Source organism: Vreelandella azerica (genome assembly GCF_013112225.1).
In the GTDB taxonomy this organism is placed as follows: domain Bacteria; phylum Pseudomonadota; class Gammaproteobacteria; order Pseudomonadales; family Halomonadaceae; genus Vreelandella; species Vreelandella azerica.
Genome location: NZ_JABFHI010000004.1, coordinates 45,616 through 59,009, shown reverse-complemented (window position 1 = coordinate 59,009; position 13,394 = coordinate 45,616). Strand labels below are relative to the sequence as shown.

The 13,394-nt window shown below is 52.1% G+C and carries 8 protein-coding genes and 4 pseudogenes; 11 read left to right on the top strand and 1 reads right to left on the bottom strand.

Going from position 1 to position 13,394, the window contains the following annotated elements; translation table 11 throughout:
- Positions 1-133 precede the first annotated feature (133 nt).
- The 10 genes and pseudogenes from HLB35_RS10375 (at position 134) to HLB35_RS10330 (ending at position 10,525) form a co-directional block, all read left to right on the top strand.
- Positions 134-601 carry a DUF2489 domain-containing protein gene (locus HLB35_RS10375; RefSeq protein WP_171702529.1) on the top strand — a complete coding sequence of 156 codons (468 nt, stop codon included), beginning with the start codon at positions 134-136 and terminating at the stop codon, positions 599-601.
- Between the two features lie 288 nt (positions 602-889).
- Positions 890-1,756, top strand: a complete 867-nt coding sequence (locus HLB35_RS10370) for an OmpA family protein (protein ID WP_171702528.1) — start codon at positions 890-892, stop codon at positions 1,754-1,756.
- Positions 1,757-2,007: 251 nt separating this feature from the next.
- Positions 2,008-3,930: a threonine--tRNA ligase gene (gene thrS, locus HLB35_RS10365; RefSeq protein ID WP_171702527.1), complete on the top strand. Its 1,923-nt coding sequence runs from the start codon at positions 2,008-2,010 to the stop codon at positions 3,928-3,930.
- Positions 3,931-3,989: 59 nt separating this feature from the next.
- The gene (infC, locus tag HLB35_RS10360) at positions 3,990-4,481 is read left to right on the top strand and encodes a translation initiation factor IF-3 (RefSeq protein ID WP_171702526.1); all 492 of its coding nucleotides are present in this window, start codon (positions 3,990-3,992) and stop codon (positions 4,479-4,481) included.
- A gap of 80 nt (positions 4,482-4,561) precedes the next feature.
- Positions 4,562-4,756: a 50S ribosomal protein L35 gene (rpmI, locus tag HLB35_RS10355; RefSeq protein ID WP_089725334.1), complete on the top strand. Its 195-nt coding sequence runs from the start codon at positions 4,562-4,564 to the stop codon at positions 4,754-4,756.
- A 65-nt stretch (positions 4,757-4,821) separates the two neighbouring features.
- The gene (rplT, locus tag HLB35_RS10350; protein WP_100820269.1) at positions 4,822-5,175 is read left to right on the top strand and encodes a 50S ribosomal protein L20; all 354 of its coding nucleotides are present in this window, start codon (positions 4,822-4,824) and stop codon (positions 5,173-5,175) included.
- Positions 5,176-5,370: 195 nt separating this feature from the next.
- Positions 5,371-6,388 (top strand): annotated as a pseudogene (gene pheS / locus HLB35_RS10345) (phenylalanine--tRNA ligase subunit alpha).
- Between the two features lie 26 nt (positions 6,389-6,414).
- Positions 6,415-8,795, top strand: a pseudogene (pheT, locus tag HLB35_RS10340) (phenylalanine--tRNA ligase subunit beta).
- Between the two features lie 69 nt (positions 8,796-8,864).
- A pseudogene (gene ihfA / locus HLB35_RS10335) lies at positions 8,865-9,157 on the top strand (integration host factor subunit alpha).
- A gap of 258 nt (positions 9,158-9,415) precedes the next feature.
- Positions 9,416-10,525 (top strand): flavin monoamine oxidase family protein, encoded by a 1,110-nt coding sequence (locus tag HLB35_RS10330; RefSeq protein ID WP_171702525.1) that lies wholly within the window; start codon positions 9,416-9,418, stop codon positions 10,523-10,525.
- 19 nt (positions 10,526-10,544) lie between these two features.
- Here the strand turns inward: HLB35_RS10330 and HLB35_RS18390 are convergent, their stop codons facing one another.
- Complete coding sequence (locus tag HLB35_RS18390; RefSeq protein ID WP_328731542.1) at positions 10,545-11,627, bottom strand: helix-hairpin-helix domain-containing protein; 1,083 nt, start codon at positions 11,625-11,627, stop codon at positions 10,545-10,547.
- 270 nt (positions 11,628-11,897) lie between these two features.
- Here HLB35_RS18390 and HLB35_RS10320 point away from each other — a divergent pair.
- Positions 11,898-13,029: pseudogene (locus tag HLB35_RS10320) on the top strand (IS3 family transposase).
- Positions 13,030-13,394: the final 365 nt, after the last annotated feature.

Sequence of the window (13,394 nt, the reverse complement as noted above, 5' to 3'; positions counted from 1 at the left end):
AGATTGAGGATGGGAGCAAAATTCGTAAATTAGGTTGATTCCTGGGCGTTGCCAAAGAAACCAGGTTTGGGGTTAAGGGGTAAAAGCAGTACAATTCCAGTAGAAGGTTTTTTGACTCACCGCTGAGGAGCTTATGAGCACGACATTAGCAGTGGTATTATTGGTGATTGGGTTAGTCGTGGTGATCGGCTTGGGTAGCTACGCCTTAAAACTGCGCAAGGAGATCAAGCGTCGCGAAGCGCTGGTTGAAGAAGAACAGCGCCGCGCGATTAGCAACAGTCTTGAAAATCTTGACTATGTTGTTGGTGCTTTGGTGCAAGAGCAAGTAGATATCACGGAAGGCAGTTGGCGTTGCAAGGTGCTACTCGAAATCATTGATACCCGCCTGGCTGAGCATCCCGATTTCCAGGCATTTGCAGATGTCTATGAGCGCACCCGCCACTTAAAAACGCACTCAGCTCGCAGCCAATTAACCCCAAAGGCGCGCCATCAGGAAGACAAAGAGCGCCTCGCGGTTGAGGATGAAATGCGCGATGAGGTGCTTGCAGCAGCGAGAGCAGTCATTGCGTGGCGTCAAGAAAATAAACAGCCGCTACATTAGATGATGTTACGTCATTTTATAATTGTTTATTTTTATTTAGGTTTAGAAAAAGGCATAATGCTGCTATCGAGGCATTAGCACCGTGATTCTTACTATATTTATGCATCCAGGCACACCTTAGCCACCTAACCTGCTATATTCATTGATGCGTATTATCACAATCACGTGAGTATTCTCTGTATCGTGCTGTAGGTGTTGGGTTGGGGTGCTAGTTGCCGAGCTTAAATCTGGAATGGTAGCCTCATCATTGGCCAAGCTGCCTGCTTAACTATTTTTAAGGAGTTTTAAATGAAGAAATCAACAACTGGCTTGCTCATTGGATCGGCACTGGTAGTAGGTCTCTCTGGTTGTGCAAGTTCTGCTTCACAGTCAGCTAGCTCTGCGTCTATGAGTTCCGATGGTGGTAGTGGAATGCACCCGTTTGTGTGCGGCCTGGCAGGCAGTGTTATTGGTGGTGCCATTGGATATTCAACCAGCGGTAATTCTGATGAAGACGAAAACACCCTGGTAGGTGCTACTGCTGGTGCCGCGATCGGTGGTCTATTGTGTGCAGATCGTACTGTCAAAGCTGAACCGCAGTGCCCGAGCTACGGCGCTGTTCCTGCTGGTGCAGCTGTAGACGCAGAAGGCTGCCCGCTGGATTCCGATGGTGACGGCATTCCGGATTATCGTGATCAGTGCCCGGGAACACCAGCCGGCGTTTCAGTGAATGCTAACGGTTGCCCGGTTGATTCCGATAATGATGGCGTACCAGATTACCGTGACCAGTGCCCGGGTACACCGGCAGGCGTTGCTGTGAATTCTCTGGGCTGCCCTGACGCTTTGGTGCTTGAAGGCGTTAACTTTGAGTTTGACTCCGCGCGACTGACAACAGATGCGCAGCAGATCTTGCGTGTTGTAGCTGAGCGTCTGGTCAATAACCCGAACGTTCGCGTCAGCATTGAAGGCCATACCGATTCACGTGGTAGCGCTGACTATAACAAGCGCCTCTCGCAGAGCCGCGCCGAATCTGTTGCTGCTTATCTGAATCAGTTGGGCGTCAGTGCTGATCGTATGATGGCTACTGGCTACGGTGAAGAGCGCCCGGTTGCCTCTAATGATACTGCCGCAGGCCGTGCTGAAAACCGTCGTGTTGAACTGGATGAGTGGAACTAATCCCCTCAGGATTAAGTTTATCTATCTTGTTTAGGCGATAGTTGATCAAAACGCGGAAGGCCATATGCCTTCCGCGTTTTTGTTGGTAGTCATTGATTGCCTTGCTTTATCCAGATGATGAGTTTTGCTAACATGCCGCGTTGCAACGTGCGGCTGTTTTCTTATTACCTTGAACACGTTTTACTGATACCCATTGATAGCGATATGTGACCCTTGGTATGGGTCACCACTGCGCTCAAGGAATTACCCGAATGCCTATTGTGACTCTGCCTGATGGCAGCCAACGTGAATTTTCCGAGCCGCTTTCTATCATGCAGCTGGCAGCATCTGTTGGCCCTGGTTTGGCCAAAGCCTGCATTGCTGGCAAGATTGACGGCGAGCTGGTAGATGCTGCAGACCTGATCGAATGTGATGCCAAGGTTGCTATTATCACGGCTCGCGACCAGGAAGGGGTAGAGATCATTCGCCACTCCTGCGCTCACCTGATAGGTCATGCAGTGAAGCAGTTATACCCCAATGCAAAAATGGCCATTGGCCCGGTTATTGAGGATGGCTTCTATTACGATATTGAATTTGCTGATTCAATCACCCCAGATGATCTGACGGCGATTGAAGCGCGCATGAAGTCTTTGATAGATCATGAGTACGACGTTGTTCGTGAATATGTTGATCGTGATAAGGCCATGCTGACTTTCCTGCATCGCGATGAGCCTTACAAACAGGAAATTGTTCGCGAAATTCCTGAAGGGGCTGCTATTCGCCTCTATCATCATGAAGAATACACCGATATGTGCCGCGGGCCCCATGTGCCCAATACGCGCCACCTTAAAGCCTTCAAGCTGACCAAGCTGGCAGGTGCCTACTGGCGCGGCGACGCAGAAAATACCATGTTGACGCGTATTTATGGTACAGCCTGGCCTGATAAGAAGCAGCTTAAAGCCTATTTGCTGCGTCTTGAAGAAGCAGAAAAGCGTGATCACCGTAAGTTGGCGCGTAAAATGGATCTTTTCCATTTGCAGGAAGAAGCTCCAGGCATGGTGTTCTGGCACCCCAATGGCTGGACCATGTACCAGGCGCTTGAAGAGTATATGCGCAAAATTCAGCGCGAACATGGCTACCAGGAAATTAAAACGCCGCAGGTCGTTGATTTGTCGCTGTGGAAGAAATCTGGCCACTGGGGGCACTACAGTGAGCTGATGTTCACGACGGAGTCCGAAAAACGCGAATATGCTGTCAAACCGATGAACTGCCCCTGCCATGTTCAGGTCTTTAACCAGGGGCTGAAGAGTTATCGGGATCTCCCTTTGCGTCTTGCCGAGTTCGGCAGCTGCCACCGTAATGAACCTTCTGGCTCTTTGCATGGTCTGATGCGGGTGCGTGGTTTTACTCAAGATGATGCGCATATCTTCTGTACCGAAAGCCAGATCCAGAAAGAGGCTGAAGCCTTCATCGCCCTGACGCTGGAAGTCTACAAGACGCTGGGCTTTGAAGACGTTGAACTCAAGCTTTCGACGCGGCCAGAAGACTTTTTGGGAGAGGCTGAGCTTTGGGATCGAGCCGAGCAGGGATTGGAAGCCGCTTTGGAAGCGACTGGCCTGGAGTGGGAGCTACAGCCCGGTGAAGGGGCTTTTTATGGGCCGAAAATCGAGTTCGCGTTGAGAGATTGCCTGAATCGTCTCTGGCAGTGTGGTACTTTACAGCTGGACTTTAATTTGCCAGGTCGTCTGGGCGCTCAATTTGTCGATGAAGATGGCGTACGTAAAACGCCTGTCATGCTTCACCGCGCAATTCTGGGTTCTTTTGAACGCTTCCTGGGTATTCTGATTGAGCATTATGCGGGTGCTATGCCTTTATGGCTTGCTCCACAGCAAGCTGTCATCATGACAATTACTGATGCTCAACGCGAATATGCGTTAAACTTGGAAAAACGTTTGCAAAAAAGTGGTCTTCGGGCCAATGCGGACTTGAGGAACGAGAAAATCGGCTTTAAAATCCGTGAGCATACGTTACAGAAAGTTCCCTATCTCCTTGTGGTAGGAGATAAGGAAGTTGAAGCTGACTCAGTGGCCGTACGTACACGTAGCGGCGAAAACCTCGGCACCATGACGATTGATGAACTCATCAAACGCCTTGAGGTAGAGAGAGCAGCCCTGGCGACATCGTCAATTGCCTAAGGAGACGGAACGATCAAGCGAAGCAACCAGCGTGGGCGTCCACAAGAAAAACGCCCCCAATGAACGAGAGAATTACCGAAACTGAAGTGCGCCTCATTGCCAGCGATGGTGAACAGTTGGGGGTTGTACCCACAACTGAAGCACTTGAGCGTGCCGAAGCAGAAGGTATGGATCTTGTGCAAATTTCCAATGCCGATCCGATTGTTTGTAAGATCATGGATTATGGCAAATTTGTTTTTGAGCAGAAGAAGCAAAAAGCTGCTCAGAAAAAGAAGCAGAAACAGATTCAGGTCAAGGAAGTCAAATTCCGGCCTGGCACTGACGAGGGTGACTATCAGGTGAAGTTGAAAAACCTGATCCGATTCCTTGAAGGTGGTGACAAGGGGAAAGTCACATTGCGTTTTCGTGGTCGTGAAATGGCGCACCAGGACATTGGCCGCAAGCTAATGGAAAGGATAGCCTCAGACCTCGAAGAGATCGGAACGGTTGAAGCCTTCCCGAAAATGGAAGGCCGCCAGATGATCATGATCCTGGCCCCAAAGAAGAAGTGATCCGACGGCTTTTTAAACGCGCCACAACTACGGTTGTGGCTGGCCTTGGGTTTTCTAAAAATATCGAGCGGAGTTATTTCATGCCGAAAATCAAAAGCAACAGTGGCGCTGCCAAGCGCTTCAAGAAGACAGCAAATGGCTTCAAGCACAAGCAGTCTTTTCGTAGCCACATCCTGACCAAGAAGTCGACCAAGCGTAAGCGTCAACTGCGCGGTATGAAGCAGATTCATGACGCAGACAAAGCGCTGATCCAGCGTATGCTGCCGAATCTTTAATTTTTCGGGATTTCTTTTTTGAGCACCATTTTCAGTGTGCTCATCGTTAATGTCAGGAGTGTGTTATGACCCGTGTCAAACGTGGCGTTGTTGCCCGTCGTCGTCACAAGAAAGTGCTGAAGCAGGCTAAAGGCTATTATGGAGCACGTTCGCGCGTCTTTCGTGTAGCCAAGCAAGCGGTTATCAAGGCTGGTCAGTATGCATATCGCGACCGTCGTAATCGCAAGCGTCAATTCCGTGCGTTGTGGATCCAGCGTATCAATGCTGGCGCGCGTCAACACGGCATGTCTTACAGCCGTTTTGTTGGCGCCCTGAAGAAAGCCGGTATCGAAATTGATCGTAAAGTGCTTGCCGATCTGGCCGTTCACGAGAAAGCTGCTTTTGCGGCTATCGTGGAAAAAGCCAAGGCTGCCCAGTAAGGTTTCTATGCATGGCATGTGCGTTCGCATTTTTGCGTAAACGACATTTGTCAAAGCATCTAGGCCCGGTCATTATTTTGACCCATCCAGGGGAAGAGCAGCCGCTCTTCCCCTGTTTTTTTGCTGCTGATAACGCATTACAAGCAACTTGCTGCCCTTTCCGCCAAGGAGGGAGCTTACTTCGGAGTTAATTGGATGGATCACCTTCCCACTCTGGTATCTCAAGCGCATGAAGCGATCAACTCGGCGCAAAGTGTCGCTGCATTAGAAGAAATTCGTGTACGTTACCTGGGCAAAAAGGTGAGCTGACCGCCTTGTTGAAAGGCCTGGGTAAGCTGTCGTCGGAAGAGCGTCCTAAGGCAGGAGAGCGAATCAACCAAGCCAAACAGAACCTGGCAAATGATATTGATCAGAAACGTCATGCGCTGGAACAGCAGGCGTTAAATGCCCGTCTCGCCGCTGAACGTATCGATGTCACCCTGCCTGGGCGTGGGCAGCCCGGCGGCGGTCTGCATCCGGTAACGCGTACACTGGAACGTATTGAAGGGTTATTTACCCGGATAGGTTACGATGTGGCGGTCGGGCCTGAAATTGAAGATGATTATCATAATTTCGAAGCGCTTAATATCCCGGCTCACCATCCGGCGCGCGGCATGGCCGATACCTTCTATTTTGACGCCACACGCCTGCTAAGAACCCATACGTCTCCGGTGCAGGTACGCACCATGAAAACAGTGAGCCACCGATTCGTATTGTCTGCCCAGGGCGCGTTTATCGTAGTGATTCGGATCTGACTCATACCCCCATGTTCCACCAGGTAGAAGGGCTGCTGGTAGATGAAGGCGTTAGTTTTGCCGATCTGAAAGGTACGATTGAAGACTTCCTGCATGCCTTTTTTGAACGTGACGACCTCTCTGTGCGTTTTCGTCCGTCGTACTTCCCGTTTACTGAGCCGTCAGCAGAAGTCGATATCCAGTGCGTGATGTGTAGCGGCAAAGGCTGCCGTGTCTGTTCACACAGCGGATGGCTTGAAGTGATGGGATGTGGAATGGTGCACCCTGAAGTCTTTCGTCATTCAGGTATTGATGCTGAGCGTTTTACCGGTTTTGCATTTGGTATGGGGGCGGAGCGACTTGCCATGTTGCGCTACGGCGTGAACGATCTGCGTCTGTTTTTTGAAAATGATCTGCGTTTTTTACGTCAGTTTGCTTAATTCCGCTGCCGATAACAGGAAGCTCTATGAAATTTTCTGAACAATGGCTGCGTGAGTGGGTGTCTCCGCAGCTTGATACACAAGCCATGGCTGACCAGATTACTATGGCGGGTCTGGAGGTTGACGCTGTTGAACCTGTGGCTGCTGCCTTTACGGGCGTTGTGGTAGCGGAAGTGGTCGCCAAGGACAAGCATCCTGATGCGGATAAACTCAATGTCTGTCTGGTGAATGATGGCTCTCCTGAGCCCGTCCAGGTTGTCTGCGGTGCACCCAATGTTGCGGTAGGGCAGAAGGTTCCGTTTGCTCAGGTCGGTGGCGTTTTACCGGGCGACTTCAAGATCAAGAAAGCCAAGCTGCGTGGCGTTGAATCACGTGGCATGATTTGCTCGGAGTCTGAACTTGGTCTGGTTGAAGAAACCTCGCCCGGTATTTTTGTGCTGTCTGAAGACGCACCGACGGGTGAGCCGCTACGCACCTATATGGGGCTTGATGATCACACCATTGAGGTTGATCTGACCCCGAATCGCGGTGATTGCCTGAGCCTTAAAGGGCTCGCCCGTGAAGTTGGTGTCCTGAATCAATTGGATGTTACTGGCCCTGAAATAACGCCGGTAGCGGCAAGTTTTGATGAGACCTTCCCTGTCAGTGTGGAAGCGCCTACGCTGTGTCCGCGCTATCTTGGACGCCTGATTCGTGGCGTTGATGTCAGTGCCCAGACGCCGTTATGGATGGTTGAGCGGCTGCGTCGCAGTGGTATTCGCTCGATAGATCCGGTCGTCGACGTTACTAACTATGTGATGCTGGAGCTTGGCCAGCCAATGCATGCCTTCGACCGTGAAAACCTCAATGGCAAGATCATTGTTCGTCAGGCGCGGGAGGGCGAACGTCTGGTGCTGCTGGATGGCCAGGAAGTTACCCTGCGCCCCGAAACGCTACTGATTGCCGATCAAAACGGCCCCTTGGCTCTGGCAGGGGTGATGGGGGTGAGAATTCGGGCATTAACCCGAATACCCAGACAATTTTCCTTGAGTCCGCTTTCTTCACACCGCTGGCGGTGGCCGGCCAGGCGCGTTCCTATGGGCTGCATACGGATGCCTCTCATCGCTTCGAACGCGGCGTTGATCCGGCGCTAACTGAACTGGCCGTTGAGCGGGCGACCCAGCTACTGCTGGATATCTGCGGTGGCGAAGCCGGGCCAATCAAGGGTGTCAGCGATGCTTCTGCGCTGCCATCCGAGCGGGCGATTACCTTTCGCGAAGCGCGTTTGAGTGAAGCGCTCAGCAAGTCTTTGCCACGTGAAGAGGTGAGCGATATTCTGGCGCGTCTGGGTATGCAGGTCAGCGAAACGTCTGAAGGCTGGCACGTTGTTGTGCCGAGCTGGCGGTTTGATATCGCCATTGAGGAAGACCTGATTGAAGAAGTGGCGCGCATCCATGGCTATAACAACCTTCCGGTACGTCGTCCGGCTGCCCGGTTGGCGTTAAAACCTCAAGGTGAAGCCCGTATCTCCCAGGTGCAGCTTCGTCATCAGATGGTCGCGCGCGGTTATCAGGAAGCCGTTACCTACAGCTTTGTGGCGCCTGATTTGCAGAAGACGCTGTTGCCAGAGGCGGTTTCTCCTGAGTTGGCCAATCCGATTTCTACGGATCTGTCAGTGATGCGTGCCAGCCTGTTCCCTGGCTTGGTGCGTGCCTTGATGCATAACCTTAACCGTCAGCAAACCCGTGTGCGCCTGTTTGAAACCGGGCTGGTGTTCAATGGCCCGCTTGATGACCTGGATCAGACGCCCGTGTTGGGGGCCATCGTTTGTGGCTCGCGTTATCCTGAAGGGTGGAGCGGCGATAAGCAAAACGCTGACTTCTACGATCTGAAAGGTGACCTGGAAAGCCTGATTGCCTTGAGCGGACAGCCAGACGCTTGGCGTTTTGAAGCGGCTGACCATCCCTCGCTACACCCTGGGCAGTGTGCTCGAGTGGTGCATAATGGGCAAACGGCAGGTTGGATTGGCAGGCTGCACCCGGAAGTGCGCGGAAAACTGGGTCTGAAAGTCGATGCCCTGTTGTTTGAAGTGCGCCTGGATGCCTTGAGCGAAGGTGCAATACCTGCCTTTGAGCCGCTTTCGCGCCAGCCGGAAGTACGCCGTGACCTGGCCTTTACCGTGGCCGAGGAAGTGCCCGTTCAGGCATTGCTGGATATGGCGCGCGCCCATGCCGGTGAGCATCTCAAGCAGGCCAGGCTGTTTGACGTTTATGCAGGAAAAGGTGTCGCTGAAGGGCATAAGAGTATCGCCTTAGGCTTGACCTGGCAGCATCCTTCGCGCACCCTTAATGATGATGAAATCAATCAGTTGGTCGATGTCATCGTCATGCAGGCGCGCGAGCAGCATAGCGCAGAATTGCGCAGTTGATCAGAGAGCGCCATCCTGCTTTACTGAGACCAGACACTGGGGCCAAGCGCTGGTGATAAGGAGATACCCATGGGGGCGTTGACAAAAGCAGAACTTGCAGAGCATCTACACACCGAGTTGTCGCTTTCCAAGCGTGAAGCAAAGGCAATGGTGGAAGCGTTCTTCGAAGAGATTCGTGCCTGTTTGCGTGAAAATGAGCAGGTAAAGCTTTCCGTGGCAACTTTGATTTGCGTGACAAGCGTGAGCGTCCCGGTAGAAATCCTAAAACTGGCGAAGAAATTCCCATTTCGGCTCGCCGGGTAGTGACATTTCGCCCCGGCCAGAAGCTTAAGCAGCAGGTCGAGACATTTGATGGCCAATAGATGTTCTTACTGATGGTTCGTTAAGCGAGTATCAACAACACCATCGGGTCACTGTTACATCGTTTGTTACCAGTAGAAAAAGGGCGCCAACTATTGGCGCCCTTTTTTCCGCTTGACCCTGGGCAGCTACTCCGTTGCTGTGACAACCCGAAAAACGCGTCAATTATCGCCCAGGCGGGGTGGTAAACCTTGGAACCCTCTCACGGCACTATCAACAGGCCGTGGCTATCAGTTGTCAACGCTATTGGGGCATAACTCATGCAGAAAACAGGCACCGTAATCGTGGGAGCTGGCCTGGCGGGTCTATATGCGGCTCACTTGCTTGAAAAAAGAGACGTGACGGACATTGTGCTGCTTGAAGCGCGTGAAAGACTGGGTGGCCGTATCGTTTCAACTTCGCCGGATCATCCCGCTTTCCCCGCTGTGGAGATAGCCGGGTTTGATTTGGGGCCGTCCTGGTTCTGGCCTGGTTTTCAACATCAGATGGCGGAGCTTGTTCAAACTTTGGGGTTGCAGGCGTTTGCTCAGTTTGAACAGGGCGATATGCTGATTGAGCGATCATCGTCAATGGCTGCGCAGCGTGTGCAGGGCTTTGTGAATTCACCGCCTTCAATGCGCCTGGTCGGCGGTATGCAGGCGTTGACGCAAGCCCTCTATCAGTCACTTGAAAACACCAGTGTGATGTTCGGTCAGCCGGTGCAAGCGCTGCATAGGGCGGCATCTGATTTGGAAGTTCATAGCCAGGATGCTCACGGCAAACGTCATACCTGGCACGCTGATCAGGTGCTGCTGGCCATGCCACCGCGTTTGGCGGCCAACATGGCATTTTCACCCGCCTTGCCGGCTGAGCTTTCCAGTCAGTGGCAAAATACGCCGACCTGGATGGCGCCGCATGCCAAATACGTGGCGTTATTTAAAACGCCTTTCTGGCGCGCTCAAGGCCTTTCGGGTGAAGCCCGCAGCCTGAGTGGCCCCTTGGGCGAGATTCATGATGCCTCTATGCCGGATGGAAAAGCAGCGCTGTTCGGCTTTTTTAACACGCCAGCGGCCACGCGTCAGCGTATGGGTAATGATGTGCTTGTTCAGGAGTGCCGTGCTCAGCTATCTCGCCTGTTTGGCCCCCAAGCCGCCCATCCTGATGTTGATATCATCAAGGATTGGGCCTACGAGCCTTATACCACCACGCAAGATGACAGGCATGGGTCGTCTGGCCAGCACCCAACGGCACCGGCCATCAAAGCACAAGACGGCGTCTGGAGCGGCTGCCTGATTGGCATTGGGAGCGAGTGGGGGCAGCAGTTTCCAGGCTACCTGGCGGGGGCAATAGAGGCTGCTAGCGCAGGCGTTGACGCAATACTTGAGTCGTAATCGTCAGAATAGATTGTAATTACTGGCAAACACGGTTGCTCAACGTGATGGCATCGAGATGAAAGTCTCCTAAGCCAGAGATGCGGGTTAGTTCGTTCAAATCTGACCAAGGGCGTAACTCGATAATGTCTTGCGCTCTGGCAGGCCCGATATGTGGAAGAGTGTCAAGCTCTGATGCCGAGGCAGTATTCAGGTCGACACAGGACGGTTTTGTGGAAGATAGCGATGTAACTTCCCCATCTTCCATAGAGATGGGAGTAAGTTCAGCGTTACCCAAAGTCAAATAAACGGGGGCATGGTCTGAAACAGTGTCACGCACTTCGCTGTGGCTGATATTCAGTATGTCAGGGAAGTAAAAGATCCCGTGGTCTGAAATATTCAGTGAGTGATCTTCGTTCAACCAGATATTGTCGTAGAGGTTGGCGTATTCACCGTTGGACATCCCCAGCGTTGAAGCACCTTCCGTTATCAGTGGATAAGCCCCAACCGATGACATGGCTTCCCAGCCTGAGTGAGAGGGCGCAAGGTTAAAATCACCGGCCAATAGCCTTGGAGTATCGGGGTATACCTCGCTCATCCATTGCCAATAATCTGCTAGCGCGTCTATTTCGGGGAGTCGGTCACTAATGCTGTCGCCATAAGTAACATGCACGTTGGCCAGTGCAAAGGTAGTGCCACTTTCGAGGCTGCGAAACCTGGCGGAATAAGGTTCACGAGCAAAGGCATCTCTGTTGTCAATAAAGACGACAGCACCGTCAGCGTATTCGACGGTGCTGTCTCGCCACATAAAAGCGTAGTGCTCACGATAACTGGATTCGCCTAATGCATGGCTAGCCATTGATGACCATTCTTCCTCTGAAGAAGCTTCGAGTGCGCGCTCCAATTTATGAATGGCTTCTTCATTCATTACTTCCTGTATGGCCAGGAGATCAAAATGCTGAGTCACATGAGCAACGTGCTCGAAACTCTTGCCGTTGTCCCAGCCAAGATTGCGTATATTCCATGATCCCACCACGATATCTGACCATGCTGTGCTGGGTATGACGATGGAAAACGTGAGAAGACAGCAAATGTAGTGAGCATGATGTTGAACGGACTTCACTGCGGCACCTGTAAATATTAACTAAGGATGCGCAGCATGAAATGTTTCTAAAAAATTTACAATGGCGGATAGTGCCACTGATTGAGAAGGACGGTGCTATGGCGGGAAAAAAACTGCTCGATCTGTAGAGCGTGGTTTGAGAAATAACCTAGAGTGTATTGAGTGATTCGTTAAAAGTAGCCAGGTTATCTGTCATTTGATATGAAGTGGACCCCAAAATTTGGACAGGTGCCTAAGCTATGATTCATCATCTCCACAAGGAGGAGAATCATGAGCAAGAAACGCAAACAATACAGCGCATCATTCAAGTCCAAAGTCGCTCTGGCCGCCATCAAGGGCGACCAGACCACATCCGAAATTGCTGCTCGTTTTCAGATCCACCCCACCATGGTCAGCACCTGGAAGCGCGACTTGCTGGAGAACGCTACCGACCTCTTCGAAGGCAAGAAGAAGGTCGGCAAGCAATCCGATGAGCCCAGCACAGACGAGCTGTACCGTGAGATTGGTCGACTGACGGTGGAACGCGATTTTTTGTCGCGCAAGCTCGATCAGTAAGCCGCCAACAGCGGTTGGCAATGATCGAGCGTGGTCATCCCAAATCAGTCTTTCACGCCAGTGCGAGCTGCTCAAGCTGAGCCGCTCATCGGTGTACTACGTCCCTCGTGAGCCATGTCAGGAGGATCTGGACCTGATGTATCTGATTGATCAGCAACACCTGGAAACGCCGTACTATGGCTCTCGCAAGATGCGTGCCCATTTGCAGCACCAGGGCTATCGGGTCAATCGGAAGCGGGTGCAGAGGCTGATGCGCACCATGGGCATTCAGGCGGTGTATCCACGCCCCAGAACCAGCATTCCGGGCGACGGGCACAAGGTTTATCCGTACCTGCTCAAAGGGCTGAAAATCGACCGCCCCAACCAGGTGTGGGCAACAGATATCAGCTATATTCCGCTGGCCCGGGGCTTCATGTATCTGGTCGCCATCATCGACTGGTACAGCCGCAAGGTGCTGTCCTGGCGGGTCTCCAACACCATGGACACAGACTTTTGTGTCGATGTCCTGGAGGAGGCTCTACAGCGCCATGGAGCGCCGGAGATCTTCAATACCGATCAGGGTGTCCAGTTCACCAGTGAGGCCTTCACAAACGTTCTCAAAGATCATGGCATCCGGATCAGCATGGACGGCAAGGGCTGCTACCATGACAATATATTCGTGGAACGGCTCTGGCGCAGCGTCAAATACGAGTGTGTTTACCTTGCCGCTTTCGAGGATGGACAACACTTGAAGCAGGCGCTCCACCGGTACTTCTGGCATTACAATCAGACCCGGTACCACCAAACCCTTGATTACCAAACGCCCGATGAGGTGTACTACGGGCAACCCATATCTCTGGCAGCCTGAGTCAGGGAAACAACCGGATTATAGCTTAGGGATACCATCAGGTTGTCCAACTGATTGGGTCCACCTCAATATTCATTGGGCGGCTGCAGGCTCTGAGTGTTGGATAGCCCGAGGAGGAGGGCGATATCGCGAAGGTTCATCCTTTGATTTTGCTCTACCTGGATGCTGGCAAGTTCTTCAATACTGAGTTTGATGTAAAGGTATAAGGCAACGCCTTAGCGAAATACTTAGTTGTTGCGCTCAGTGTATGCGGACAAGAGTGTAATCGCTGATACATAGCTGGCATGACTGTATATAGCTTTCTAATGCGTTGCTCGCCGCCCAACAAAAAGGGCGGCGGGCAGGTTGATGACGCTGGAAACGGC